18 protein-coding genes are annotated in these 26,587 nt (G+C 72.2%); 7 read left to right on the top strand and 11 right to left on the bottom strand.

Annotated elements, in window-relative coordinates:
• Positions 1 to 6 precede the first annotated feature (6 nt).
• The 5 genes from OG982_RS19645 to OG982_RS19625 form a co-directional block, all read right to left on the bottom strand.
• Positions 7 to 966 (bottom strand): ABC transporter permease, encoded by a 960-nt coding sequence (locus OG982_RS19645; protein ID WP_266948978.1) that lies wholly within the window; start codon positions 964 to 966, stop codon positions 7 to 9.
• Positions 959 to 1,906: an ABC transporter permease gene (locus OG982_RS19640; RefSeq protein ID WP_266784982.1), complete on the bottom strand. Its 948-nt coding sequence runs from the start codon at positions 1,904 to 1,906 to the stop codon at positions 959 to 961. Before OG982_RS19640 ends, OG982_RS19645 begins: the two co-directional genes overlap by 8 nt.
• 94 nt (positions 1,907 to 2,000) lie before the next feature.
• Positions 2,001 to 3,626, bottom strand: coding sequence for an ABC transporter substrate-binding protein (locus tag OG982_RS19635; protein ID WP_266784984.1), 1,626 nt, complete (start codon positions 3,624 to 3,626; stop codon positions 2,001 to 2,003).
• Between the two features lie 438 nt (positions 3,627 to 4,064).
• The gene (typA, locus tag OG982_RS19630) at positions 4,065 to 5,969 is read right to left on the bottom strand and encodes a translational GTPase TypA (protein WP_266784986.1); all 1,905 of its coding nucleotides are present in this window, start codon (positions 5,967 to 5,969) and stop codon (positions 4,065 to 4,067) included.
• A 330-nt stretch (positions 5,970 to 6,299) separates the two neighbouring features.
• On the bottom strand, positions 6,300 to 8,726 hold the full coding sequence (locus tag OG982_RS19625; protein WP_266784988.1) for an ABC transporter family substrate-binding protein: 2,427 nt from the start codon (positions 8,724 to 8,726) through the stop codon (positions 6,300 to 6,302).
• Positions 8,727 to 9,097: 371 nt separating this feature from the next.
• Here OG982_RS19625 and OG982_RS19620 point away from each other — a divergent pair, with 371 nt between their 5' ends.
• The 7 genes from OG982_RS19620 (at position 9,098) to OG982_RS19590 (ending at position 19,476) form a co-directional block, all read left to right on the top strand.
• A complete protein-coding gene (locus OG982_RS19620; protein WP_214935280.1) occupies positions 9,098 to 9,319 on the top strand; it encodes a hypothetical protein in 222 nt (73 codons plus the stop codon).
• A gap of 108 nt (positions 9,320 to 9,427) precedes the next feature.
• The gene (locus tag OG982_RS19615; RefSeq protein WP_266784993.1) at positions 9,428 to 10,249 is read left to right on the top strand and encodes a hypothetical protein; all 822 of its coding nucleotides are present in this window, start codon (positions 9,428 to 9,430) and stop codon (positions 10,247 to 10,249) included.
• Position 10,250: 1 nt separating this feature from the next.
• Positions 10,251 to 12,164, top strand: a complete 1,914-nt coding sequence (locus tag OG982_RS19610) for a fumarate reductase/succinate dehydrogenase flavoprotein subunit (RefSeq protein WP_266784995.1) — start codon at positions 10,251 to 10,253, stop codon at positions 12,162 to 12,164.
• Positions 12,161 to 12,934: a succinate dehydrogenase/fumarate reductase iron-sulfur subunit gene (locus OG982_RS19605; RefSeq protein WP_266784997.1), complete on the top strand. Its 774-nt coding sequence runs from the start codon at positions 12,161 to 12,163 to the stop codon at positions 12,932 to 12,934. Before OG982_RS19610 ends, OG982_RS19605 begins: the two co-directional genes overlap by 4 nt.
• Positions 12,935 to 13,020: 86 nt before the next feature.
• A complete protein-coding gene (locus OG982_RS19600) occupies positions 13,021 to 16,095 on the top strand; it encodes a protein kinase (RefSeq protein WP_266948977.1) in 3,075 nt (1,024 codons plus the stop codon).
• A gap of 529 nt (positions 16,096 to 16,624) precedes the next feature.
• Entirely contained in the window at positions 16,625 to 18,709 is a 2,085-nt protein-coding gene (locus tag OG982_RS19595; protein ID WP_266785003.1) for a TPM domain-containing protein, read from the top strand.
• 47 nt (positions 18,710 to 18,756) lie between these two features.
• Positions 18,757 to 19,476, top strand: coding sequence for a PspA/IM30 family protein (locus OG982_RS19590; protein WP_266785005.1), 720 nt, complete (start codon positions 18,757 to 18,759; stop codon positions 19,474 to 19,476).
• A gap of 210 nt (positions 19,477 to 19,686) precedes the next feature.
• Here the strand turns inward: OG982_RS19590 and OG982_RS19585 are convergent, their stop codons facing one another.
• The 6 genes from OG982_RS19585 to OG982_RS19560 form a co-directional block, all read right to left on the bottom strand.
• Positions 19,687 to 22,269, bottom strand: coding sequence for a SpoIIE family protein phosphatase (locus tag OG982_RS19585; protein WP_266791846.1), 2,583 nt, complete (start codon positions 22,267 to 22,269; stop codon positions 19,687 to 19,689).
• 185 nt (positions 22,270 to 22,454) lie between these two features.
• Positions 22,455 to 22,883 carry an ATP-binding protein gene (locus OG982_RS19580; RefSeq protein ID WP_266785007.1) on the bottom strand — a complete coding sequence of 143 codons (429 nt, stop codon included), beginning with the start codon at positions 22,881 to 22,883 and terminating at the stop codon, positions 22,455 to 22,457.
• Between the two features lie 280 nt (positions 22,884 to 23,163).
• Positions 23,164 to 23,556 (bottom strand): (deoxy)nucleoside triphosphate pyrophosphohydrolase, encoded by a 393-nt coding sequence (locus OG982_RS19575; RefSeq protein ID WP_266785009.1) that lies wholly within the window; start codon positions 23,554 to 23,556, stop codon positions 23,164 to 23,166.
• A 38-nt stretch (positions 23,557 to 23,594) separates the two neighbouring features.
• Positions 23,595 to 23,789: an SPOR domain-containing protein gene (locus OG982_RS19570; protein WP_266785010.1), complete on the bottom strand. Its 195-nt coding sequence runs from the start codon at positions 23,787 to 23,789 to the stop codon at positions 23,595 to 23,597.
• Between the two features lie 630 nt (positions 23,790 to 24,419).
• Entirely contained in the window at positions 24,420 to 25,172 is a 753-nt protein-coding gene (locus OG982_RS19565) for a GntR family transcriptional regulator (protein ID WP_266785012.1), read from the bottom strand.
• Positions 25,173 to 25,351: 179 nt separating this feature from the next.
• Positions 25,352 to 26,545, bottom strand: a complete 1,194-nt coding sequence (locus tag OG982_RS19560; RefSeq protein WP_266785014.1) for a DUF4190 domain-containing protein — start codon at positions 26,543 to 26,545, stop codon at positions 25,352 to 25,354.
• Positions 26,546 to 26,587: the final 42 nt, after the last annotated feature.

Raw genomic sequence — 26,587 nt, 5'->3', positions numbered from 1 at the left:
CCTTCCTCAGCGCAGCTTCGGGTCGAGGGCGTCGCGTACCGCGTCGCCGACCATGATGAACGCGAGCACGGTGATGCTCAGCGCGGCGGCCGGGAACAGCAGCACGTGGGGTGCCTGGAGCCAGCGGACGGAGGCGTCGCTGACCATCAGGCCCCAGGAGATCTCCGGGGGCTGGACACCGATGCCGAGGTACGACAGGGCCGCCTCGGCGGAGATGTAGACACCCAGGCTGATCGCACCGACCACGATGACGGGGGCGATGGCGTTCGGCAGGATGTGGCGCAGCGTGATGCGCAGGGTGCCGGCGCCGAGGGCGCGGGCGGCCACCACGTAGTCGTTGTTCTTGTTCTGCAGCACCGAGGACCGCATGATGCGGAAGATCTGCGGCCAGCCGAGGATCGCGAGCACCAGCGAGACCGTCCAGGCGTTGCCCGGCAGGGCCGACATGATGAGCATGCCGCCGAGGAGCAGCGGGATCGCGAAGAAGATCTCGGTGAAGCGGGACAGGATGCTGTCGACGAGGCCGCCCATCCAGCCGGCCAGCAGGCCGAGCGCTCCGCCGACGACGACGACGAGCGTCGTGGTGACGATGCCGACGATCACGGAGTTGCGGGCGGCCCACACCGTGCGGGTGTAGACGTCGCAGCCCTGGATGTCGTAGCCGAACCAGTGGTCCGAGGAAGGCGTCTTGAGCGAGTCCTGCAGCACGCAGGCGGTGCTGTCGAAGGGGCTGCCGTCGGTGAACCACTGCGGAACGGCCGAGATGACCAGCAGGCACAGGACGAGGAACGCACCGATCAGGAAGACCGGGTTGCGGCGCAGGTCGTCGATGGCGTCCGACCAGAGGCTGGCCTCGCGGTCCTTCTTCTTCTTGCGGCTGCCCTTGGAGACCGCGGCGTCGGCGGAGGGGGCTCCGGCGATCTGGGTGTCGGTCATCGAGTCCTCCACCGTAGTTGTGTCACGCATAGCGGATCCTCGGGTCGAGCACGGCGTAGAGCAGGTCCACGATCAGGTTGGCGATGAGGTAGACGAGCACCAGCAGCGTCACACCGCCGACCACGACCGCGCCTTCCTTCAGGTACACGGACTTGGCGAGCAGACCGCCGACGCCGTGGATGTTGAAGATGCGCTCCGTGATGACCGCACCGCCCATCAGGCCACCGAGGTCGGCGCCGAGGAAGGTGACGATCGGGATCATGGCGTTGCGCAGACCGTGGTTGACGACGACGCGGCGCCGGGGCAGGCCCTTGGCGGTCGCGGTACGGACGTAGTCCGCACGCATCGTCTCCATGAGGCTGGTGCGCGTCAGTCGCGCCACGTACGCGAGGGAGGTCGAGGCGAGCACGAACGCCGGGAGGAGGTAGGCGCGGAACCCGTCGGCCTCGTTGAAGGACGGGGAGAAGAAGTCGATGCCCCAGTCGTTCTTGAGCTTGACGCCGAGCGTCAGCTGGAGCACGAAGCCGGTGACGAAGACGGGGATCGAGATGACCAGGAGGGTGGAGAGCAGCACCAGCTGGTCGATGAACTTGCCGCGGCGCAGCGCGGCCATGATGCCGGCCACGACGCCCACGACGGCCTCGATCGCGAAGGCGACGAGGGCGAGGTTGATCGTGTACGGGAAGGCCTCGGTGATCATGTCGAGGACCTTGCGACCGGTGAGGGTCTCACCGAGGTCGCCCTGGAACACACCGGTGATGTAGTTCCAGTACTGCAGCAGGAACGGGTCGTCGAGGTGGTACTTCTCGCGCAGCATCGCCGCGACGAGCGGGTCGGCCTTCTTCTCGCCCGCGAGGAGCTGGATCGGGTCAGCGCCCGGCATGGCGAACGTCAGCGCGTAGATCAGGAACGTGGCACCGAGCAGTACAGGGATCGCCTGTATGAGTCGGCGGATGAGGTAGCGGCCCATCAGACCTCCAACATGAAGAACAGGGGATAGGGCGGGCAGACGGAAACCTGATTCCGTCTGCCCGCCCCCTGTGTCCCCTTGGTGAAGAGGGGTGTTAGTTGAGCTCGACCTTGGCCAGGTCCATACGGCCCTGGGCGTCGATCTCGACGTTCTTCACGGACTTGGAGTAGGCCGAAGAAGACATGTAGGTGAAGACCGGGATGTACGGAAGGTCCTTGATGATGATGTCATCGGCCTTCTGGTACAGCTTCAGGCCCTCGGCCGGGTCGGTGGCCTTGTCGGCCTCCGCCATCGTCGACTCGAACTCCTCGTTGACGTAGCCGCCGTAGTTGGAGCCGGTCTCGATCGCGATCTTCGAGAAGATCGGGCGCAGGTAGTTCTCCGCGGCCGGGTAGTCCATCGACCACGCCATGCGGAACGGACCCTTGTACTTCTTGGCCTGGAGGTCGTCCAGGATGTCGCCGAACTTGGCGTACGGCTTGGCGGTGACCTCGACGCCGAGGTTCGCCTTCAGCTGGTTGGCGACGGCCTCGATCCACTCCTTGTGGCCGCCGTCGGCGTTGTAGCCGAGCTCCAGCTTGTTGCCGGGAACGCCGCCCGCCTGGGTCCAAAGCTCCTTGGCCTTGGTCGGGTTGTACGTGCCCGCCTCGCCGAGGGCGCCCTTGCGGTAACCCGGGATGATGGGGCTGATGAAGTCGTCGGCCGGCTTGCGGGTGCCGTTGAAGATGGTCTTCGTGATGGCGTCCCGGTCGATGGCCATCGAGATCGCCTTGCGGATCTCGATCTTGCCGAAGGCCTCCGGGTTGGTGGCCAGCGGCAGGCCGAGGTAGCCGACGCCCGACTCGGGCTTGTAGATGTAGCGGTCGCCGAACTCCTGGGAGACGGTGGCGAGCGCGGACACGGGGAGCTTGTCGACGATCTGGATGTTGTCGGCGCGCAGGTCGTTGTACGCCGTGTCCAGGTTGTCGTAGATCTTGAAGGTGACGCCCTCGAGCTTCGCGCGGCCCTCGGCCGGGAACTTGTCGTAGCGCTTGACCTTGATCTGCTTGTTGTGCTCCCAGGCACCGTCCATCTGGAAGGCGCCGTTGCCGATCGGGTTCTCGCCGAACTTCTGCGGGTCGGCCTCGAAGGCCTTCGGCAGCGGGTAGAAGGCGTTGTAGCCCAGCATCGTCTTGAACTGGGAGAACGGAGCCTTGAGCGTGACCGTGAAGGTCTTCTCGTCGACGACCTTGAGGCCCTTGAGCTCCTTGGTGGTCGGCTTCTTGTCCTTGCCCGGCGCCAGCTCCTCGGAGCCCTCGATCTTGTCGAAGAAGGGCATGCCCTCAGCAGCGTTGTCCTGGTTGGCGCCCCAGTTCCAGGCGCGGACGAACGACTGCGCGTCGACCTTCTCGCCGTTGTGGAACGTGTAGCCGTCCTTCAGCTTGATCGTCCACGTCTTCGAGTCCGTGGTCTCGATCGACTCGGCGACCGCGAGCTTCGGCTCGTTGGTCTTGTTGTCGTACTCGACCAGGCCGGTGAAGAGCGCGTTGAGAACCTCCGCGCCCTCGGACTCGGCGGTGTTCTGACCCACCAGGCCGTGCTGCGGCTCGCCGAGCACCACGGTGATGTTGCCGCCGGACTTGCCGGCGGAGTCAGAGTCCTTGCTGGTGCTGCAAGCCGTAGCGGCCATCGCCACGACGACGGCACCCGCGACCCACTTGGCGCTCGTTGCTCCGCGCATGGGTAATTGCCTCCTCAGGAGTCACTGTCGATACGTGAAGGACCCGGCTCCCGCTGACACCCCTGACAGCGAAATCCGGTCCCATCGTGTGTGCTCGTGAGTCGGCGCTCCCCACAGCGCGTGACCCATTGACCCGAGCTCAATGGAGCCATCCTCAGGGACGCCCAGACCGTAAACCACACTTAAGTGGTCTCGTTTTCACAACATCACCGCATGGCGAAAACCCGAAATCCGGACAAACGGATAGGAGACAGACACGTGCGAAACGGACGGTTAGCTCACCTTCCGGAGTGTCACGGTCGGAATGCGGACACCTGAACGCAATAATCCGCTTGACAAACGCGAACAGCCCCTCCTGCCACGACACACGTGGCGGGAGGGGCTGTTCGTCAGCCGGGATACGGGCGGTCCCCAGGCGGCGCCTGGGGAACCCGCGTACTACTTACCGGACTTGGCGCGCGACGCGGTACGCGAGCGCTCCTTCTGGTCCAGGACGACCTTGCGGATGCGGACGGCCTCCGGGGTCACCTCGACGCACTCGTCGTCGCGGCAGAACTCCAGGGACTGCTCCAGCGACAGCTTGCGCGGCGGAATCACGTTCTCCGTGTTGTCCGCGGAAGCCGCACGCATGTTGGTGAGCTTCTTCTCCTTGGTGATGTTCACGTCCATGTCGTCGGAGCGCGAGTTCTCGCCGACGATCATGCCCTCGTACACCTCGGTGCCGGGGTCGGTGAACAGGACGCCGCGCTCCTGCAGGTTGATCATCGCGAACGGCGTCACGGAGCCGGCGCGGTCGGCGACCAGGGAGCCGTTGTTACGGGTGACCAGCTGGCCGAACCACGGCTCGTGGCCCTCGTGGATCGAGTGGGCGATACCGGTACCGCGGGTGTTCGTCAGGAACTCCGTACGGAAGCCGATGAGGCCGCGCGACGGGACGACGAACTCCATGCGGACCCAGCCGGAGCCGTGGTTCGACATGTTGTCCATGCGGCCCTTGCGGACGCCCATGAGCTGCGTGACCGCGCCCATGTGCTCCTCGGGGACGTCGATCGTCATGCGCTCGACCGGCTCGTGCACCTTGCCGTCGATCTCCTGCGTGACGACCTGCGGCTTGCCGATGGTCAGCTCGAAGCCCTCGCGGCGCATCTGCTCGACCAGGATGGCGAGCGCGAGCTCACCGCGGCCCTGGACCTCCCAGGCGTCCGGGCGCTCGGTGTCGAGGACGCGGAGCGAGACGTTACCGATCAGCTCGCGGTCCAGACGGTCCTTGACCTGGCGCGCGGTGACCTTGCGGTCCTTGACCGCGGACTTGGCGTCCGCGCCCTTGCCGCTGCCGCCGCGGCCGACCATCGGGGAGGTGTTCGTACCGATGGTCATGGAGATCGCCGGCTCGTCGACCGAGATCAGCGGGAGCGCGATCGGGTTCTCCGGGTCGGCCAGGGTCTCGCCGATCATGATGTCGGGGATACCGGCGACCGCGCAGATGTCACCCGGGCCCGCCACCTCGGCCGGCTTGCGGGTGAGCGCCTCGGTCATCATCAGCTCGGTGATGCGGACGTTGGACTGGGTGCCGTCACGCTTGATCCAGGTGACGGTCTGGCCCTTGCGCAGCTCGCCCTGCTCGACGCGCAGCAGCGCGATGCGGCCGAGGAAGTTGTCGGCGTCCAGGTTGGTGACGTGGGCCTGGAGGGGGGCCTCCTCGTCGTACACCGGGGCCGGGACGTGCTCCAGGATGGTGGAGAAGAACGGCTCCAGGCTGTCGCTGTCCGCGGGGACGGTGCCGTCCTCCGGCTTGGTCAGCGAGGCGACGCCGTCACGGCCGCAGGCGTAGACGATCGGGAACTCGATCTGGTCCTCGTCCGCGTCCAGGTCCAGGAAGAGGTCGTACGTCTCGTTGACGACGGCGTCGATCCGGGAGTCCGGGCGGTCGGTCTTGTTGATGCAGAGGATGACCGGCATCTTCGCCTGCAGGGCCTTGCGCAGGACGAAGCGGGTCTGGGGCAGCGGACCCTCGGAGGCGTCCACCAGCAGGACGACGGCGTCCACCATCGACAGACCGCGCTCGACCTCACCACCGAAGTCGGCGTGGCCGGGGGTGTCGATGATGTTGATCGTGATCGGGGCCCCGCCGTCCTTGGGGTGATACTTCACCGCCGTGTTCTTGGCGAGGATCGTGATGCCCTTCTCACGCTCCAGGTCGTTCGAGTCCATCATGCGGTCGTCGAGGTGCTGGTGGGCGGCGAAGGCACCGGCCTGCTTGAGCATGGCATCGACGATGGTCGTCTTGCCATGGTCGACGTGGGCGACGATGGCGACGTTACGGATGTCGTGGCGCGTGGGCACTTCGGCGCTTCTCCCGGGATCGTGGATGGCGTCGCGTACGGTCCGGCACGCGCGCCTCGACCGGGCGGAAAACCTGCCACGGCCTTACCCCATCGTACGTCGCGTGGCGGGAACCGCCCGCCGGGGGGTCTGTCAAGAGGCCGGACGACTGAGCAGAGCCGGGTCTGGGGTGGGGGGTCCCGGGCATCGGTGGTGCGGTGGAACTACGGGAAAACACGCGGGTCAACGGGTATGCACGACCTTGCCCGCCGGGGTGCCCGGCGGGCAAGCGAATTGAGTCACATCTGAGCTTGCTACCCGTGGGTCAACCTGACTGGCCCCTCTTTGTCACTACTTCTTCTCTTTGCCGTTGGCGTTCTTCTCCTTGGCCACCGGGGGCTTCTTCCAGCCGATGTCCTGGAAGGCGGGAGCGCCGAGGCCGAAGGCACCCGCGTTGACCAGGCTCGGCTTGACCGCCACCAGCTCGGGGCGCTGGTAGAGCGGGATGGAGCCGGCCGCTGCCCAGATCCGGGCGTCGGCCTTGCGCATCAGCTCGCGGGAGGCCGCCTCGTCCAGCTCGCCGACCGCCTGGTCGAACAGCTGGTCGATGTGGTCGGTGCCGACCCGGGTGTAGTTCTGTTCGACGAGGAGCGAGCCGTCGGCGGCCGGCTCCGGCTTGGCGAAGATCGGCCGCGCGTCGGTGGCCGGGTAGGCCGTCGCGGGCCAGGAGTAGAGCGCCAGGTCGTACTGGCCCGAGGCGATGTGGTCCTTGAAGAAGCTCTCGTCGGCCACCTTCTTCAGCTCGGCGTGGATGCCGATCTTCTGGAGCATCCGGGCGATCCGCTCGCCGACCGCGCGCAGGGACTCCGAGCCCGGGCCCGACGGGAGGACGAAGCGCAGGCTGAGCGCCTTGCCGTCCTTGGCCAGCATGGCGCCGGAGGTACGGGCCTGCTTGGCCGGGGCCGGGGCCGGGGAGGCCTTGGTGGAATCGGCCCCGTCGCGGGCCGGGGCGCCCTTGGCGTCGGCCGTGCCCTTGGCGTCCGCGTCCGCAGCGTCCTCGGCTCCGGCCGTGCCCGCCGCGTCGGCCGTGCCCACCGCGTCCTCGGTGCCGCCCTCGTCGGCGGCGGCTCGCGCCGCGTCCGCCTGGGCCCGCAGCCAGGCCTCCTGCTGCGCCGCGAGCGGGGCCGCCACCAGCGCCGGGGTCAGGCCGGGGTCGGATGCCGGCCGGCCCTCGCCGCCCCGCTCCCCGCCACCCCGCTCGTCGCCGTTGCGCTCGTCGTCCTGGCCCACGATGTACAGGCCGTCGTTGCCGGTGCCCGGCCCGGACGGGGTCTTCCCGTCGTCCTCGGTGCTCGACTCGGGGCCCGCCTTTGCGCCCGAGGGCTCCGTCAGCTTGCCGCCCCGGCGCCAGCCCGCGTCCGCGAGCAGGGCCTGGGCCGCCTGGGTGTCCTGGCCGCCGAGGGCGTCGCTGTTGTCGGCGTACGCCCGCTGCCCGGCCAGCGCCAGGTGGCTGCCGACCGGCTTGGCCGGCAGCCCCAGCGGCTTGAGCACGATCTCGGCCAGAGCCTTGCGGTCCAGGGCCCGGGCCACCGCCCGCCGGACCCGCTCGTCGGCCAGCGGCCCCGAGGCCCCGTTCATGGCGAGCTGGGTGTAGGCCGGCTCCAGGGAACGGCGGACGGCGAAGGTGCGCAGGGCGATCTGCTCCTCGGCGTACTTCTTGGCGTCGGCGGCGCTCTTCGCGCGGCTGGCCTGCTCCTCCTTGGCCCGCTCCTCGTCCGCCCCGTACGCGATCGCCCAGGACATCGTGGCCTGTGCGGCGGTCACCGAGGCGCCGGGCCCGTGGGCCGGGGCGGCGGCCGCCCCGGCGGCGGGAGCCCCGGCGGCCCCCTTCGCCCCCTTGGCCCGCTCGGCGTCCCGGTGCGCCAGGGCGATCCGGTCGGCGCCCGCGCGGTCGATCTCCGCGAGGTCGAGCCGGCCGGCGGCCAGCGCGGCCGGGCGCTCGGCCCGGGGCACCGCCGTCAGCACCAGCGTGTCCAGCTTGGCGGGCCGCCCCCACCAGCGGGCGCTGCGGGTCAGGGCCACGGTGCCGGTCTTCTTGTCGATCGCGCCGAGGTTGAAGGGTCCGGCGGTGACCTTGAGGGCGCCGCGGGCCCCCTCGTTGAAGGCGTCCGGGGTGCCCGTGACCTGCTTCGGGTAGAGCGGCGTGAACAGGGAGCGCCAGTCGGTGTACGGCTTGGCGAAGGTGACCTTGACCTCCAGGTCGTTCTTGCCGCGCTCGATCTTCTCGATCCGCTCGTACCCGGCGTTGCGGGCCGTCCAGTAGGCCGAGTCCTTGCCGTTCAGGGCCCGCCACTGGGCGACGAAGTCGGCGGCGCCGATCTCCCTGCCGTCGCTCCACACCGCCTTCTGGTTGAGCTTGTACAGGACGACCTGCTTGGGCTCGCGGGCGACGATCTCGGCCTTTTCCAGGTAGTCCGCATTGGCCACCGGCTGGCCCTTGGCGTCGAGTACGAACAGCTGCGGCAGCACCGCCCCGGCGATCCGGGCGGTGGTGGCGTCGGCGTCGGCCTGGAAGGTGTTCAGGGTGTCGGGGAGGGTGTCCACGGCCCAGCGCAGGACCCCGCCGTCGGCGACCTGGTCGCGGGAGGTCGTCGCGATGTCCTGTCCGGCGGCGACGGGACCGCCCTCCTCCTCACCCGCGCCGCAGCCCGCGAGCAGCGGCAGTGCGAGGACTCCCGAGGTCAGCAGCGCCAAGGACCTGCGCCTTCTCTGGGACATGGGTGGTACCTCCGGGGCGGGGCGTGGGGAAGCGGGGGCTCAGGTGTCTTGATCACGTTTGGCGGTATATGGAGCTGATCACACTGGGTGCCGAAACCCACTGAAATCCACAGCCCGCCACACCTCCCGCAGGGGGCCCGCGCCACGCCGCTAACCCCACCCGTGCGGACCAATCCGGCTTGCGGTCACACCCGGGAACTGACGCGCGGTCCCCCGGGAGAGGGATGAGAATGGGGGCAGGGAGGGGCGCACAGATCGCGCCTGCGCGCCCGCAATCGCTGCACGTCCCTTCACAACCGGGGACGGGAAGCGCGACACTCGCAGGCGCACATGAGCGTTGCCACCGCACCCTGCGGAAGTGAGGGCAAGTCATGTCCCTGCAAGACGATTTGACCGCCGTACGACGGAATCTGAACGAGCTGGTCCGTTCGGTGGAGCAGCTGGAGAAGGACGTCGCCCGGCAGGCCCCGGCCGCGCCGAAGCCTCCGGGCCCGGCGGGGATGGTCACCGTCCCGGACACGCCGTACGACAGCTCGCTGTGGACGGACTCCGACGACGAGGGGCTCGGCGCGCGCGACCGCCGCGCCCCCTGACGAGGAACCCCCGCACCCACCGCTCACCCCGTACATCCCTCCAGGCCCAGCCGCCTCCCGCGGCTGGGCCTCCTGGGTCACCCCTCATCACTCCTCCCGGAGTCCCTTTTGGCCACAGGCACGGAACCACCCCAACAGCTGACCGGCGTCCACGGCCCCTCCCGCGCCGCGATCGCGGCCCGGCACCTGCGGACCGACCGGTGGTGGCTCGCCCCCGCCGGCACCGCGGCCGGGCTGCTCGCGTTCATCGTCTACTCGACCTGGCGGGCCTTCGCCAACGCCGACTACTACGCCGCCCCGTACGTCTCCCCGTTCTACTCCCCGTGTCTGGCGGAGAACTGCGAGGAGATGCGCGGCGGGCCCAACCTCGACCTCTTCGGCAGCTGGTGGGGCCTGTCCCCCGCCCTGCTGATCCTGGTCTTCCCGCTCGGCTTCCGGCTGACCTGCTACTACTACCGCAAGGCCTACTACCGGGGCTTCTGGGCCTCGCCGCCCGCCTGCGCCGTCGCCGAGCCGCACGCGAAGTACACCGGCGAGACCCGCTTCCCGCTGATCCTCCAGAACGCGCACCGGTACTTCTTCTACGCGGCGCTGCCGGTCGCGGGCATCCTCACGTACGACACGGCGCTGACCTTCCGCGACGAGCAGTACGCGTGGGGCCACATGGGCCTGGGAACCCTGCTGTTCCTGGTCAACATCACGCTGATCTGGGCGTACACGCTGTCCTGCCACTCCTGCCGGCACATCATGGGCGGCCGCCTGAAGCACTTCTCCAAGCACCCGGTGCGCTACCGCGCGTGGGGCTGGGTCAGCCGCCTCAACACCCGTCACATGCAACTGGCGTGGGCCTCCCTGATCAGCGTGGCCCTGTGCGACTTCTACGTGTACCTGCTGGCCAGCGGCACCTTCACCGATCCGAGGTTCTTCTGAGATGGCTCAAGTCGACCGGCAGCAGTGGGACGTGGTCGTGGTCGGGGCGGGCGGCGCCGGGCTGCGGGCCGCGATCGAGGCCCGCGAGCGGGGTGCCCGAACGGCCGTGATCTGCAAGTCCCTGTTCGGCAAGGCCCACACGGTGATGGCGGAGGGCGGGATCGCCGCCTCCATGGGCAACGTCAACGAGGGCGACAACTGGCAGGTGCACTTCCGCGACACCATGCGCGGCGGCAAGTTCCTCAACCAGTGGCGGATGGCGGAGCTGCACGCGAAGGAGGCCCCGGACCGGGTCTGGGAGCTGGAGACCTGGGGCGCGCTCTTCGACCGCACGCCCGACGGGAAGATCTCCCAGCGCAACTTCGGCGGCCACGAGTACCCGCGCCTCGCGCACGTGGGCGACCGGACCGGCCTGGAGCTGATCCGCACCCTCCAGCAGAAGATCGTCCAGCTCCAGCAGGAGGACTTCAAGGAGTACGGGGACTACGAGGCCCGCCTCAAGGTCTTCCAGGAGTGCACGGTCACCAGGGTCTTGAAGGATCGCGGCCCGGGGGACGGACAGAGGGTCTCGGGGGCCTTCTGCTACGAGCGCGAGTCCGGCCGGTTCTTCGTCCTGGAGGCCCCGGCGGTGGTCCTGGCCACGGGCGGGATCGGCAAGTCCTTCAAGACGACGTCCAACTCCTGGGAGTACACCGGCGACGGCCACGCGCTGGCCCTGCTCGCCGGGGCGCCCCTGCTGAACATGGAGTTCGTGCAGTTCCACCCGACCGGCATGGTCTGGCCGCCCTCGGTCAAGGGCATCCTCGTCACCGAGTCCGTTCGCGGTGACGGCGGGGTGCTGCGCAACTCCGAGGGCAAGCGGTTCATGTTCGACTACGTTCCGGACGTCTTCAAGGAGAAGTACGCCGAGTCCGAGGCGGAGGGCGACCGCTGGTACGAGGACCCGGACCACAACCGGCGTCCGCCCGAGCTGCTCCCCCGCGACGAGGTGGCCCGGGCCATCAACTCCGAGGTCAAGGCGGGCCGCGGCTCCCCGCACGGCGGGGTGTTCCTCGACGTGTCCACCCGGATGCCGGCCGAGAGGATCAAGCGGCGGCTGCCGTCCATGTACCACCAGTTCAAGGAGCTGGCGGACGTGGACATCACCGCCGAGCCGATGGAGGTCGGCCCGACCTGCCACTACGTGATGGGCGGCATCGCGGTCGACTCGGAATCCGCCGCCACCGTCGGTGTCCCGGGGCTCTTCGCGGCGGGCGAGGTCGCGGGCGGGATGCACGGCTCGAACCGGCTCGGCGGCAACTCCCTCTCCGACCTGCTGGTCTTCGGCCGCCGGGCCGGGCTGCACGCGGCGCGGTACGCCACGTCCGCGGGGCGCCCGGCGGTCTCCCAGACCGAGATCGACGCGGCGGCGCAGGAGGCGCTGGCCCCGTTCCACGCCGCCGAGGGCGCGGAGAACCCGTACACGCTCCACCAGGAGCTCCAGACGACCATGAACGACCTGGTCGGCATCATCCGCCGCGAGGGCGAGATGGCCGAGGCCCTGGAGAAACTCGCGGCCCTGCGCGTCCGCGCGGCCCGCGCCGGCGTCGAGGGGCACCGGCAGTTCAACCCGGGCTGGCACCTCGCGCTCGACCTGCGGAACATGCTGCTGGTCAGCGAGTGCGTGGCCCGCGCGGCCCTGGAGCGCACCGAGAGCCGCGGCGGCCACACCCGCGAGGACTGCCCGTCGATGGAGCGGGACTGGCGCCCGGTCAACCTCCTGTGCCGCCCCGTGGACCCGGTGCCCGCCGATCCGGCAGCCGACCGGATCGCCCTCGTCCGCACCCGTACCGAACCCATCCGCCCCGACCTGCTCGCCCTCTTCGAGAAGGACGAGCTGGTCAAGTACCTCGCCGAAGAGGAGCTCTACGAGTGACTGACTACGACGCCCGCTTCCGGATCTGGCGGGGCGACGCGGAGGGCGGCGAGCTGCGGGACTTCACCGTCGAGGTGCACGACGGTGAGGTGGTGCTCGACATCGTCCACCGCCTGCAGGCGACCCAGGCCTCGGACCTCGCGGTCCGCTGGAACTGCAAGGCCGGCAAGTGCGGCTCCTGCAGCGCGGAGGTCAACGGGCGGCCGCGGCTGATGTGCATGACGCGGATGTCGACCTTCACACGGGAGGAGACGATCACCGTCACCCCCCTGCGTGCCTTCCCGGTGATCCGGGACCTGGTGACGGACGTGTCGTTCAACTACCGCAAGGCGCGGGAGGTCCCGGCGTTCGTGCCGCCGGAGGGGGTGGCCCCGGGCGCGTACCGCATGCAGCAGGTGGACGTGGAGCGCTCGCAGGAGTTCCGCAAGTGCATCGAGTGCTTCCTGTGCCAGGACACCTGCCACGTGGTGCGTGACCACGAGGAGAACAAGCCGGCGTTCGCCGGCCCGCGCTTCCTGATGCGGGTGGCCGAGCTGGACATGCACCCGCTGGACGCGGCGCGGGAGGCCGGCCTGGACCGCAAGCGCACCGCCCAGGAGGAGCACGGGCTCGGCTACTGCAACATCACCAAGTGCTGTACGGAGGTCTGCCCCGAGGGCATCAAGATCACCGACAACGCGCTGATCCCGCTGAAGGAACGGGCCGTGGACCGCAAGTACGACCCGCTGGTGTGGCTGGGAAGCAAGATCCGTCGGCGCAGCGCCCCGTAGCGCCCCCCCGGCCGTTCACTTGGCGGTACACAATGCCCCCTGGGGAGACGTCGTTGACGTGGAGTCAGGGGGCATGCGCGGTGCGGGTGGGGGATCAACTGGCGGGCCGTTACCGGCTGGACCAGCGGCTCGGCCAGGGCGGCATGGGCGAGGTGTGGCGCGGGCACGACCTGGATCTGGAGCGGGCCGTCGCGGTGAAGGTGCTGCTGGAGGCGGCGACGAACGACGAGGTGGTCGCCCGGTTCCGGCGCGAGGCCACCATCGGGGCGCGGCTCCAGCACCCGGGGATCACGGTGGTGCACGACGTGGGCCGCCAGGACGGCCGGCTCTTCATCGTGATGGAGCTGCTGTCCGGCGAGGACCTGGCCTCGGTGCTGGCGCGCTCGCCGGGCGGGCTGCCCGAGCGGACGGCCCTCGACCTGGCCGCGCAGACGGCCGAGGCGCTGTCGGCCGCGCACGAACAGGCCGTGGTGCACCGCGACCTGAAGCCCGGGAACCTCTTCCTGCTGTCCGGGGGTACCTCCCGTGCCGAAGGCTCTGGGGGAGGCCGGCTCAAGATCTGCGACTTCGGCATCGCGCACTCCTCGGACGCGACGGCCGGCTGGACGGTCACCGGCCGGATCTTCGGCACCCCGCCGTACATGGCGCCCGAGCAGTGGCGGGGCGAGGCGGTGGACGCCCGGTGCGATCTGTACGCGCTGGGGTGCGTGCTGTACGCCCTGCTGAGCGGGGAGCCGCCGTTCGGCTCGGCCGAGGGGCCCTACGTACTCATGCGCCGGCACATCGAGGACGAACCGGAGCCGCTGGCGGTGGGGCCGGAGCTGAACGCGCTGGTACGGGCGCTGCTGGCGAAGTCCCCGGCGGACCGGCCCGAGTCGGCGCAGGCGGTGGGCAAGACGCTGCGGGGGCTGCTGGGAGGGCCGGGGGGCGTCTCCCCCGATGGGTCCGGCGCGAGCGCCGCGGGGCCTGAGACGCGGGAGTCCGTACGGGAGTTCGTGCGCGGGCTGCTGCTGGAGGCGGTGGACGAGCTGGAGGAGCTGGAGCGGGACTCCGGCGACGTCTGGCACGGCCACCCGTCCGTCGAGGTCCTCGCCCGCGCGGCGGACGCCGCGGCGCGCTTCGACGCGGGACTCGCCGAGCGGCTGCTGGCGAGTGCGGAGCTCTCGGCCTGGCGGGCCGACTCCGGCAGCGGCGTCACGGTGGCCCGGCGGCTGACCGCGCTGGCCCGGCACACCGGGCCGCACGCCCCCGCGCGCACGGAGCGGCTGCTGACCGCCGCCGAGCAGGCGCTGTTCACCGTGTTCCCGCCGGGCCGGCACGGCCCGCTCGCGTCGGTGGCGGAGGAACTCGCCCGCGTCGCGCCCGAGCGGGCCGCCGTGCTCGCCCGGCGGCACTTCGGCGACGTCCCGCCCGACGGGGTCTCGGACGAACGGATCTGGCTGCGGGTGGCCGAGGGCGCGGCCCGCACCGATCCCGCGCGGCTGGACGCGTACCTGGAGCTGATCCCCGTCCCGTGGCAGCGCGCGAGCGCGAAGGAGGCGGCCGAGCTGGCCGCCGCCGTGGCGGTCGCGGCCCACGACCCCGAACCGGCACTGCGGCTGATCGAGCGCATGCCGGGCGGGGACCGGCGCGTCGAGGCGCTGTGCGAGGTCGCGGCCGCACTGCGCGTCGCCGGGCACCCCGGCGAGTTGTTCGTCGAGCGGGCGGAACAGGAGTTCGCCCTGCTCGCGCGGCAGCACTCCGCGCGGGGCGGCCCGGTCCGGGGCCCGGCGGACCCGGAGGTGGCCGACGCGCGGGCCGCCCTGGAGCGGGCCCGGGCACGGCTGCGGCCGCTGGATCCGGCCGCGGCACGGGAGCGGGCGGCCGCCGCCCGGGCCGGGCACGAGCCCCGTTCGCGGGTGCGGGAACTGACCCGGATCGCCCTGGAGTGCGTCGGCGACCAGCCGTGGCTGTCGGAGGTGGCGGCCGGCCCCGGCACCCCGCCCGCGCGGGAGCGGGCCTTCCTCCCCGGCGCCACCCCGGGGCGGGTCCGCCCCGGGGTGGCTCCCGGTGAGATCCGCTGGCGGGCGGCAGTGGGCCCCGGGATGCTCCCCGGGCTGCTCCCCGGGCGCGGGCAGGTCTCCCCGGCGGCCCTGCACGCGGCCGGGGAATGCGTGGTGTGGTCCGAGCGCGACGCGGTGGGCTCCGTGTGGGCCGCCACCGGCGCGGGCCGCTGGAGCGCGTACGCCGACGAGGGCGTGCCGGCGCGGCCGCTGCCGAACTCCCTCCGGGCGGACGGGCCGCGGGCGCGGGTGCGGTGCGCGGCCGACGCGGACTCGGCCGTCGTCGCCGTGGAGGCGCCCGACGGGCCCGGGGTCCGGCTGCTGGCCCGGGAGCCGGAGGACGGCCGGGTGCGGTGGTGGCGGGACCTGCCGGAGACCCGGATGGGCCAGGGCCCGGCGCTGACCCTGGCCGGCGGGCTGGTGCTGTGCGGGGCGCGGGGCGAGTTGGTCGCGCTCGACCGGGCGACCGGCGCGACCGTGTGGCGGCGCCCGGTCCAGGGCGGCGGCTCGCGCGGGCCGGTGGTGTCGGGCGACTGCCTGGTCCTCGCGGACGGGCTGCTGCTCACGGCGCTGCGGGCGGCCGACGGTCAGCCGCTGTGGTCCTGGCCCCGCAACAACCACGTGCCCGGGCCGCGGCTTCCCGGCGGGCCGGTGCACGTGATGGACGGCAACACCGTCCGCGCGCTGCGCCGCCACGACGGCCGCGAGCTGTGGCGGTTCGAGGCGGGCTCGCCGGCGCCGCGGCCGCTGGTGGAGGGCGGGGTGGTCTACGCGGCGGTGTTCCGGCCGGAGGAGGGCTGGGACGTGGTGTACGCGCTGCACGCGGAGAGCGGCGCCGTGCTGTGGCAGCAGCGGGTGGTCCGGCGCGGCGGCCCCGCCTGCGCCCTGGAACCGCTGGGCATCCGCCGGGGCGTGCTCTACGTGAAGTCCTCGGACGCCGGCCGCGGCGGCCTGCTCGGCCGCACCCGCCGGGCCCCGTTCCTGACGGGCCTGGAACTGAGCACCGGCAAGCCGGTCTGGCAGTGGGACCGTCCCGGCCCCTACACCGTCGGCGCGCTCCTGTCGGCCGACGGCATCGTCCTCACGACCCCCGAACTCACGGCGATCGCCTTGCCGTAGCCCTGCCGGGCGGCACGGGCCCGATCCGCCGCCAGGACCCGGCCCCCCGCACCTCAAACACCGGCGGGGCCGGCCCGCCCCGGCGTTTGAGGCGTGAAGGTACCCCCGGACGGAGTCTGAGGGAGGGTCTGGGGCGGAGCCCCAGGGAACGGTGGAAGGGCGTGGCGGGGAGCGGCTCCGCGCAGCGGGGGCCAGCAGACGGCCGGGCACGGCGGCGGCCGACGGGCAGCGGCCGGACACGGCGGTAGCCGACAGGCAGCAGCCGGGTGCGGCGGTAACCGACAGGCGGCGCCCGGACACGGCGGTAACCGACAGGCAGCAGCCGGACACGGCGAAGGCCGACAGGCGGCGGCTCGGCGCGGTGGGGGCCGGGGTCGACCTCGCGGGGGCGTGCCGGGCGGCAGGGAGCCGAGGCGCGGGGGTCGGGGCAGCGCGCGGCGGGGCGGCGCAGGGCGCACGGTTCCGGGTGCGGGGGTATGGGAGCGCCCATACGCTCCCAAATGTGACACCGCCGAGAAGCAGGACGCCGATGTCCGTTCGGTCCGCCCTCGCCCTCGCCGCCGCGCTGCTCGCGTTCGGCGGGTGGGGGATCGCCGGCGCGCCCCCCGCCCGCGCGGAGGACCCCGTCACCCTCTCCGGCCAGGGGCAGATCACCGACCGCGTCGGAGCCCTCGGCAACCGGCAGCCCGCCGTCACGGCCGCGCTCGACAAGCTGTACGCGGACCGGAAGATCCAGCTCTTCGTCACCTACGTCAACGACTTCTCCGGCCGCTCCGCCCAGGGCTGGGCCGACGCCACCGCCCAGAAGAACGGCCTCGGCCAGGACGACGTACTGCTCGCGGTGGCGACCGGCGCCCGGCAGTACGCCTATTCGGCCGACGTGGACTCCGGTTTCACCGAGGAGCAGCTCGCGGATGTCGCCCGTACCGCCATCGAGCCCGCCCTGCGGCAGAACGACTGGGCGGGTGCCGCGATCGGCGCGGCCAACGGCTACGACGCGGTGCTCGGCGGGCAGCCCGTACCCGTACCGAAGATCACCCCCGGCGAGGCCGACCCCGGCGGCGGCGAGAGCGGCCAGAGCGGGGCCGGGGACTTCGTGCTCCCGGTGGTCGTCGTCGGCGCGGCCGGCGCCCTCGCGACGTACGCGTACACCCGCCGCAAGCGCAAGGGCGCCGCCGGATCCGGTACGAGGACCACCACCGGCTGGGGAGCCCAGCCCGCCACCACGACGGCCCTGCCGCTGCCCGAACTCGACACCAAGGCCAAGGCGCTGCTGGTCGACACCGACGACGCGGTCCGCACCAGCACCGAGGAACTCGGCTTCGCCTCCGCCCAGTTCGGCGACGGGGCGGTCGCCACCTTCACCGCGGCCCTGGCGTACGCGAGGGACGAGCTCACGCAGGCCTTCCGGCTGCGCCAGCAGCTCGACGACGCCTACCCGGAGGACGACGCCACCCGCCGGCGGATGCTGGACGAGATCGTGGCCCGCTGCACGGAGGCGAACCGGCGCCTCGACTCCGAGTCGGCGGACTTCGACCGGCTGCGGGACCTGGAGAAGAACGCGCCTGCGGCGCTGGCCACCGTGGAGGCGCACTTCAGCGAGCTGGCCGGGCGTACGACGACGGCGCAGGCGACGCTCACCGCCCTCGCCGGCCGGTACGCGGACTCGGCGTCGGCGCCGGTGTCCTCCAACGCCGCCCAGGCCAAGGACCGGCTGCTGTTCGCGACCACGAACCTCGGCGAGGCGCGGACGGCGATCGACGCCGGGGACAACGGCAAGGCGGCCGTGCACGTACGGGCCGCCGAGGGCGCCGTCGACCAGGTGGCGACCTTGGTGGACGCGGTCGAACGCCGGGCGCAGGAGCTGGCGGAGGCGGCCGGGAAGCTGGACGGCGCGCTCACCGAGACGGAGACGGACCTCGCGGACGCGCGCGGCCTGCTGACCGGCACCGCCGAGGGGGTCTCCACGGCGGATCTGCGCGGCCGGATCGGCCGGGCGGAGGCGGTGCTGGCCGACGTACGGCGGGAGCAGGCGGCCGGCCGGTACGACCCCCTCGACGCGCTGCGCCGGACCGAGGAGGCGGACGCGGCGCTCGACGACGCGCTGGCGGGGGCGCGCGAACGCGAGTCGGGGCGTCAGCGGGCGGCGGCGCTGCTGGACCAGGCGCTGCTGTCGGCCCGCAGCGCGATCGGCGCGGCGACGGACTACGTCACGACCAGCCGGGGCGCGGTCGGCAGCCAGGCCCGCACCCGGCTGGCGGAGGCGCAGCGTCACCTGGAGCGGTCGGTGTCCCTCGCGGGCTCGGACCCGGCGGGCGCCCTCGCGGAGGCCCAGCAGGCGGACGCGCTGGCGCGGCAGGCGCAGCAGCTGGCCGAGCAGGACGTACGGGGCTACCGGGACCAGTACGCGGGTGGCGGGCGGCAGCAGGGCGGCGGGATGGGCGGCGCGGTGCTCGGCGGGATCATCCTCGGCGAGATCCTGCGGGGCGGTGGCGGGGGCCGGGGCGGCGGCGGCTTCGGGGGCGGCGGCTTCGGCGGGGGCGGCGGCCCCGGCCCGGGCTCCTTCGGCGGCGGCGGCACCCGCGGCCGGATGGGCGGCGGCGGCCGCTTCTGAGGCGGCCGCGACCAGAGGCACCCCCTTCATCCAAGGAGATCACGACCATGAGCAAGCAGACCGTCCTCGGCCGCGTCACCCAGCTCGCGAAGGCGAACATCAACGCGCTGCTGGACCAGGCGGAGGATCCGCAGAAGATGCTCGACCAGCTGATCCGGGACTACACGAACAACATCGCGGAGGCGGAGACGGCGGTCGCGACGACCATCGGCAACCTGCGGCTGCTGGAGGCGGACCACAAGGAGGACGTCGACGCGGCGGCGGAGTGGGGCGGCAAGGCGCTAGCGGCGAGCCGGAAGGCGGACGAACTGCGGGCGTCGGGCGCGGCGGCGGACGCGGACAAGTTCGACAACCTGGCGAAGGTCGCGCTGGGCCGCCAGCTCCAGTCGGAGAAGGAGGCGCGGACGGCGGAGCCGACGATCGCGGCTCAGACGGAGGTCGTGGACAAGCTGAAGTCCGGGCTGGACTCGATGCGGAACAAACTGACGGAGCTGACGGCGAAGCGCGACGAGCTGGTGGCACGGGCGAAGACGGCGCAGGCGCAGAACACGATGATGGACGCGGTGAAGAACATCGACGTCATGGACCCGACGAGCGACCTGGCGCGGTTCGAGGACAAGGTCCGGCGGGAGGAGGCGAAGGCGCTGGGCAAGCAGGAGCTTGCCGCCTCTTCCCTGGACGCGCAGTTCGAGGCCCTCGACGACCTGGACAAATCCGCGGAGATCGAGGCCCGCCTGGCCGCCTTGAAGTCCCGCAAGGCCGCCTGACCCACCACCCCCGCCCACGAAACCAGCCCCGCCGGCACACCCCAGCCCCGCCGGCGTTTGAGGCGCGGGGGTCCGGGGGCAGCGCCCCCGGCAGCGGCGCCGCACCCGCCCACGCCCCGCCCACGGCCGCACCCGGCACGGGACCCGCACCGCACCCGCACCCGCACCCGCACCCGGCACGGGACCCGCACGGGACCGGCCCGGCGCCGGTCAGCCGTACATGCTCAGCAGCTGCTCCGCCGAGAGCTCCGAGACGGACTCCGCGTCAGCGCCCGGCAGCGGGAGTTCGAACCACACCGTCTTCCCCCGGTGGGTCCGCCGCGTCCCCCAGCCCGCCGACAGCATGCCGACCAGCTGGAGCCCCCGCCCGCCCTCGTCGGTGTCCCGCGCCCGCCGCCGCCGCGGCTGCACCAGGTTCCCGTCCCACACCTCGCACACCAGCGTCCGGTCCAGCAGCAGCCGCAGCCGGATCTCCCCCTCCCCGTACCGCAAGGCGTTCGTCACCAGCTCGCTGACCAGCAGCTCGGTCGTGTCGAGCAGCCCCTCCAGACCCCACGCCGGCAGCTTCGCCCGCGCCAGCTCCCGCGCCCGGCCCACCGACCGCGCCTCGCGCGGCAGCTGCCAGTCCCCCACCGCATCCATCGGCAACCCCTGCACCCGCGCCATCAGCAGCGCGATGTCGTCCTCCCCGTGCCGCGTGTCCAGCGTGTTCAGCACGTGGTCGCACACGTCCTCCAGCGGTCGCACCGGATCGGCCAGTGCCTCCCGCAGCCCCCGCAGGCCCTCCTCCAGCGGGTGGTCCCGTGACTCGACCAGCCCGTCGGTGTACAGCGCCAGCAGCGCGCCCTCCGGAAGGTCGACCTCGACCTCCTCGAACGGCTCCCCGCCCACCCCCAGCGGCATCCCCGGCGGCACCTCCAGCAGCAGACCCGGCCGCGGCTCGCCGCCCGGTTCCGGCGGTTCCACCAGCACCGGCGGCATGTGGCCGGCGTTGGCGATCGTGCAGCGCCGCGTGACCGGGTCGTAGACGGCGTACACGCAGGTGGCCAGGTACACCTCCGAGCGGTCCGCGTCGCGCGAGTGCAGCGCCGCCCGCGAGGCCTGCTGGGAGCCGCCGGGCGCACCGAGCCCCCGCGCGATCTCGTCCAGCGCCGTCAGCACCTCCGCGGGCTCCAGGTCCAGCAGCGCGAGCGTCCGTACCGCCGTCCGCAGTTCGCCCATGGCCACCGCGGCCCGCAGCCCGCGTCCCATGACGTCCCCGACGACCAGCGCCGTCCGGTGCCCCGGCAGCTCGATGACGTCGAACCAGTCGCCGCCGACCTCGGTCGCCGCGTTCCCCGGCAGGTACCGGCAGGCGATGTCCAGGCCCGCCGCCTCCGGGTCACCCGGGGGCAGCAGGCTGCGCTGCAGTATCAGCGCCCGCTCGTGCTCGCGCCGGTACAGCCGCGCGTTGTCGATGCAGACCGCGGCCCGCGCGGCGAGTTCCACGGCCACCGCCCGGTCGCGTTCCCCGAAGGGCTCGCTGCCCTTCGTACGGGAGAACTGGGCGAGTCCGACCACCGTGTCGTGCGCCACCAGCGGCACCACCAGCGTCGACTGGACGAGGTCGTCCGCCCCGCCGGACACCAGCAGCCGGGGCCGCGCCGTCCGCAGCGCCAGCGCGCCGGGCGACGCGGCCGGATACCGGTGGACCTCTCCTACGGAGACCAGCGCGCCGGGACCCGACAGCGGCGCGTCCGACACCGCCGAGGCGAAGGCGACCCGCCGCAGCGGCGCGGACGGCGCGCGCCCGGACCCCTGCCCGGGCAGCGACGGCACCCCGGGGCCCTGCGGCCGGGCGGGCCGGTCGTCGTCGCCGAGCAGCAGCCCCTGGTAGAGGTCGACGGAGGCCAGGTCGCAGAAGCCGGGGACGGTGACGTCGAGGAGTTCCCGGGCGGTGGTCTCCAGGTCGAGGGAGTTCCCGATCCGGTGGCCGGCCTCGTTGAGGAGGGCGAGATTGCGCCGTACCCCGGCCGCCTCGCGGGCGGCGAGGTGGCGCCGGGTGACGTCGGTGCCGAGGCCGGCCACGCCGATGGGGCGGCCGTTGCCGCTGTGCACCCGGTAGAGGTTGATGGACCAGTGGCGGTTGTCCCGGCTGCCCGGCGCCGCGCCGGTGATCCGGAGGTCGGTGACGGCCTCCCCGGTCTCCAACACCCGCCGCAGCGCCTCGGCCATCCGGTCGGCCTCGTGCGGGGGGAGGTAGTCGTGGACGGTGCGGCCGCGGTGCTCCTCGGCGGCGCCGCCGAACACGGTCGCGAAGCGGCGGTTGGCCCGCTGCACGGTGAGATCCGTACCGAACAGGAGGAATCCGAAGGGAGATTGGCCGAATATGGCCTGCGAGGCGGCGAGATCGGATTCAATCCGCCGCAGCGCGCGTACGTCGACCACGACGCACAGCGCGGCCCGCTCACCGGTCGCGGCCCTGGTCGGCATCACATAGATCTCGGCCACGCCGTGCGCGCCGTCGCCGTCGGGGATGCGGAACGGGACGAAGCCCGTCCATTCCTGGCCGTCGAGGATTTCGGCGACCTTGCGGTGCCCGCCGGCGCGCAGTTCCGGCGGCATGAAGGCCTCGACCGGGTCCCGGCCGACCGTCTGGGCCGCGCTGAGGCCGAACAGCTCCTCGGCGCGCAGGCTCCACTGGTCGACGAGCCCGTCCGGGCCGATCGAGAACGAAGCGACCTTTATGTAGTCATATATCGAGCCAGGCGGGCTGCTGTGCCACAAGGAGTCATGCCATGACTCCCCGGGCACTCGGGCCTGATGTGCCTGCGCAGGTATCTCGCTCACGCGACCGTCCCCTCCAGCTCACCGCAACCGGACCGGCCATGACCGAAGTATTCAGCACCACGGCCCCGGACGGCACGGCGTTCACGATCACAAAAAGGTCCCGTTAGTTTCCAGCCATGTCCGGTGATCGTCGGCCACCCTTCCCCTTGTTACTCACCAGGAAGAGCCAACTCGAACCACACGGTCTTGCCCGACTTCCCGTGCCGGGTACCCCAGCGCTGCGCCGAGACGGCGACGAGATGGAGTCCGCGGCCGCCTTCGTCGTCGGGCTGCGCGATGCGCTCGCGCGGCGGATCCGGAAGCGGATCCGAAACCTCCACGAGCAGCGCGGCGCCCCCCACCGAGCCCTCGTGGGCCGGTTTCGGCCGCACGAGACGGACCCCGATGGGGCCGGACGCGTACCGCAGGGAATTGGTGACCAGCTCGCTGACCAGCAGGACGGTCACGTCACCGACTGCTTCCAGGCCCCAGTCGCGCAGTGTTCCGCGCACGGCGTGGCGGGCGGTGCGGACGGCACCGGGCTCGGCGGGAAAGGCCCACTCGGCACATTCACCGTCTGTGTCGATCACGCCGATCACTTCCCGGGCCGGCAGCGACCCCAGTCGGGTTCAGCAGGGACAGAGCCACGAGGGAGAGCATGAGATAGGGACTAATAGCGACATACCCGATATTCGGGGCGTCGTACCACTCGATCCCACACGCACCGGCGCATTGTGGCGCAGACGGCCTACAGCATGAGCGGCACGCGCCCCAGTGCGACCCGACGTGCCCCCCGGCCCCCCGCCTCCGCGCCTCCGTCGGGCCCCTACGCCCCCGCGCCTCCGCGCCCCGGCGTCCCGGCGTCCCGGCGTCCCGCCATCAGGCGCGCAGCCTGCGCCCCGCCTCCGCGACCGCCGGGCGGTCCTGGTCGAGCCAGTCCACCGTGTCCAGTTCCTCCGGCCCGAGCCAGCGCAGCTCGTCGTGGTCCTCCAGCGGCGCGGGCTCGCCGGACACCAGCCGGGCGGTCCACACGTGCAGCACGAGCCCCGGCCTCAGCGGCCACTCCCCCGGGATCCGCTCCAGCGGCTCGGCCTCGATGCCGAGCTCCTCTCGCAGTTCGCGCACCAGCGCGTCGGGGACGGACTCGCCGGGTTCGGCCTTCCCGCCCGGCAGTTCCCAGCGGCCGGCCAGCTCCGGCGGCGCGCTGCGGCGGGCGGCCAGCAGGCGCCCCTCATGACAAAGGGCTCCGCCCACGACCACTCGTTCCGTCATGGGCGGAGCCTATGCCAGCACCGGGACTGCCCCGGCACTCAGTTCGTGGTGGCCGTCTGGCTGCCCTGACCGAGCCGCTCGACCCAGTAGAGCTGCTTGTGCCCGCGGTCGTCGAGGCTGTCGACGACCTTCTGGGCCTCGGACCGGGTGGGGTACCGGCCCACCCGGTAGCGGTTGCCGTTGTCGTCCTGACGTATGACCAGCCATGGAAGCAGGGCACCGCTCTCGCTCATCGCGCTTCACCCTCCGCCGATGTACCTGCCCGGGAAACCCCATTGCGCATATGCCCGAGCTTACGCCCGACCTTTACGGAGCGGATACGGTTTTTCACGAAGAGGTACCTCGCAGGCGTACGCATCCGGCCATGCGTACGAGCGGGCCGTGCGCGCCGGTTCACACCGGGCGCACCGCGGCCGCCGGCGGACGTCGCCGCAGGTGGCGTGAAGGGGGCGAACCGGGCGGGGCGGGTGTGGCGGCGCACCCCTGCGGCCAACGGGCGCGCGGCGGGGGCCAGTCCGGCGGCGGCGCAGGTGAGAGGGATCACCATCGCGCCGAATCCCACCCCATGACGCCCCGTCACCCACCCCACCCCCGCCCCACCGCCCGGGGCCACGCCACCGACCGGGCCACCTCGCCGGCCAGGTCAGCTCACCGGCCGGGCCACTTCACTGGCCCCCCACCGGACCGGACCGCTCCACTCGCCAGGGCCCCACGGGGCCGGACCGCTCCACCCGCCGGCGAACCCCACCGGCCGGACCACTTCACCGCCCGGGACGCCCCACCGGCCGGATCCCCCACCAGACCGGACCACTCCACCCGCTGAGACGCCTCACCGACCAGGTCACCTCACCGGCCAGGCCTCGTCACCGCACCGGCAGGTGGTACGCGAGTCGGTATCGGTCGGCCGGCACCACCACATCGGCGGTCTCGACGGCCAGTCCGGACGCGAAGTACGTGCGCCCGATCACCAGCACCACGTGCCCGGGCACTCCCCCGAGCAGCACGATCTCCTCCGCCAGCCCCGGCCGCGCGCCGACCTCCTCGACGACGTTGTCCACCACGACGTCGATCGCGGCCATCCGGTCGACGACCCCCGAGCCCCCCAGCGGCCCCTCCTCCGGCAGCATCACCGGCGTCCGCCCCGTCACGGACAGCGGCTCCCAGGAGGTCGACAGCATCATCGCCTCCCCCGCGTCACGGAAGACGTACCGCGTCCGCATCACCCGGTCACCCGCCGAGATGCCGAGCCGTTTCGCGATCTCGGCCGGCGCAAACGTCTGCTCGCTGCTCGACTCCCACGTCCCCCGCGCACCCGACTCCGCCTGCTCCTGTCTGAACGGCGTCGAGGCACCCCCCGTGCGGTACCCGGAGCGTGCGACCCGCCGCGGCACCGGCTGCTCCCGTACGTACGTACCCGACCCGGACCGGCCCTCGACCAGCCCTTCCGCCATGAGGACCTTGCGCGCCTCCAGCGCGACCGTGTCCGAAACCCCGTACTCCTCGCGGATCCGGGCCTGCGAGGGAAGCCGGGCATGCGGGGGCAGGGACCCATCGACGATCTTCCGTCGCAGATCCCCGGCGACGCGCAGATAGGCCGGCTGCTCACCGAAAGTCACTGGCCACTCCCATCAGGTTGACAGACAGCTACACCCTGGCAACCGACGGTTGTGCACCGCAAGCAAGGGCCAGAGTTTCACCCGAAGTGATGAAGCCTGGTCACTCAAACCCGTTACCGCGCGTTACCCACTGAGCCCCGCGCGGACCGCGCGCCGATCCCGCGCCGACCCCGCCCCGACTACTCCCCGGTCCCGCGCCGCCCCCACGTCACCGCCTCCGCGGACGGTCCACCCCCCGCACCGCCCGGCCCGTCGGACGGGTTTTCGGTCGCCCAGTCCGGAACCGTCGTCGACAGCCCGTACGCGCCGCGCAGCGCCTTCTCCGCGTCCAGGGAGAGCGCCGCACCCGCCCGCCGCCGGGCCACGTCGAACTCCGCCGGCCGCGTCGCCCCGGCTGCCGTCCGCCACTCCCTGCGCGCCGCCGCCAGCTCCTTGAGCCGGGCCCCGGCCGGCCCGCCCACGCCCGGGCGGCCCTTCGCACCCTCCAGCACCCGTACCTGACCGCCCAGCGCCCCTTCGACCTCGCGCGCCCACCGCCGGTGCGCGTCCATGTCCCGGTCGGGCTCCTCCTCGGGCTCGCGCCCCAGCGCCTGGTCGGCCGCGTTCATCACGCGCAGGAAGTCCACCTGCTCCTGCGTCAGCATCCCCGCGTCCTTGCGCAGACTGCCCCGCTGCTCCTCGTCCGGCGTGCCGATCACGCACACCAGCCGCCGGTCCCCCTGCCGCCAGGAGGCGGCCGACGGCGAGAAGTGGAACATCTCCGCGTGGCCGGGCAGCGCCCACGTGTCCATCGCGTACTCGTCCATGGACGTCCAGCAGGTGTCCGTCGCGGTCTTGCGCAGCTGCTCAGACCCGGGGTAGGCCGTGCCGTGCAGGACGGTCGAGGAGGTGACCTCGCCGTCGTGGACCTGCGCGCAGCCGATCGCGTAGACGTAGGAGGAGTCGTCGTACATGTCCCCGTCGGGGACGTTGAAGCAGTCGCCGGTCCGCATGTCGTCGATGGCGGTGAGCTCGCCCTCGGCCTCCCCGGACGAGCGGGCCGCACCGAGCCGGCCGAAGACCGCGTCCCCGTACTGGCCCGCGACGACGACCGCCCCCATGCCCAGGGTCAGCACCCCGGAGACCACCAGGCCCACGATCGCGAGCGCCTTGCCCCGCTCCCGCTTCTTCCCGATCTGTACGAGCGCCACGATGGCGAAGACGATGCCCAGGGGCGGGAAGCACAGCAGCCCGACCAGCAGCGAGCCCAGCGCGAAGCCGTTGAGTTCCGGCCGCGGGTGGTACCCGGTCGGCCCCCACCCCTGCTGCGGTGCGGGCGGGGGCCAGGAGTGGCCCGGGCCGGGTACGGGGTACTGCGGGGGCGGGGTGCTCACGGGGCAGGGTGCTCCATCGACAGGGGCGCGAACGAATGCGCG

This window comes from Streptomyces sp. NBC_01551 (assembly GCF_026339935.1).
In the GTDB taxonomy this organism is placed as follows: domain Bacteria; phylum Actinomycetota; class Actinomycetes; order Streptomycetales; family Streptomycetaceae; genus Streptomyces.
The sequence above is the reverse complement of the archived record's forward strand: the minus strand, read 5'-3'. Positions and strand labels throughout refer to the sequence as shown.

What these genes read in the sequence shown, in the direction of transcription:
- OG982_RS19645 (WP_266948978.1), bottom strand. Translation starts at nt 966, where the DNA reads ATGCGTGACACAACTACGGTGGAGGACTCGATGACCGACACCCAGATC.
- OG982_RS19640 (WP_266784982.1), bottom strand. Translation starts at nt 1,906, where the DNA reads ATGGGCCGCTACCTCATCCGCCGACTCATACAGGCGATCCCTGTACTG.
- OG982_RS19635 (WP_266784984.1), bottom strand. Translation starts at nt 3,626, where the DNA reads ATGCGCGGAGCAACGAGCGCCAAGTGGGTCGCGGGTGCCGTCGTCGTG.
- OG982_RS19625 (WP_266784988.1), bottom strand. Translation starts at nt 8,726, where the DNA reads ATGTCCCAGAGAAGGCGCAGGTCCTTGGCGCTGCTGACCTCGGGAGTC.
- OG982_RS19620 (WP_214935280.1), top strand. Translation starts at nt 9,098, where the DNA reads ATGTCCCTGCAAGACGATTTGACCGCCGTACGACGGAATCTGAACGAG.
- OG982_RS19610 (WP_266784995.1), top strand. Translation starts at nt 10,251, where the DNA reads ATGGCTCAAGTCGACCGGCAGCAGTGGGACGTGGTCGTGGTCGGGGCG.
- OG982_RS19595 (WP_266785003.1), top strand. Translation starts at nt 16,625, where the DNA reads ATGTCCGTTCGGTCCGCCCTCGCCCTCGCCGCCGCGCTGCTCGCGTTC.
- OG982_RS19590 (WP_266785005.1), top strand. Translation starts at nt 18,757, where the DNA reads ATGAGCAAGCAGACCGTCCTCGGCCGCGTCACCCAGCTCGCGAAGGCG.
- OG982_RS19575 (WP_266785009.1), bottom strand. Translation starts at nt 23,556, where the DNA reads ATGACGGAACGAGTGGTCGTGGGCGGAGCCCTTTGTCATGAGGGGCGC.
- OG982_RS19570 (WP_266785010.1), bottom strand. Translation starts at nt 23,789, where the DNA reads ATGAGCGAGAGCGGTGCCCTGCTTCCATGGCTGGTCATACGTCAGGAC.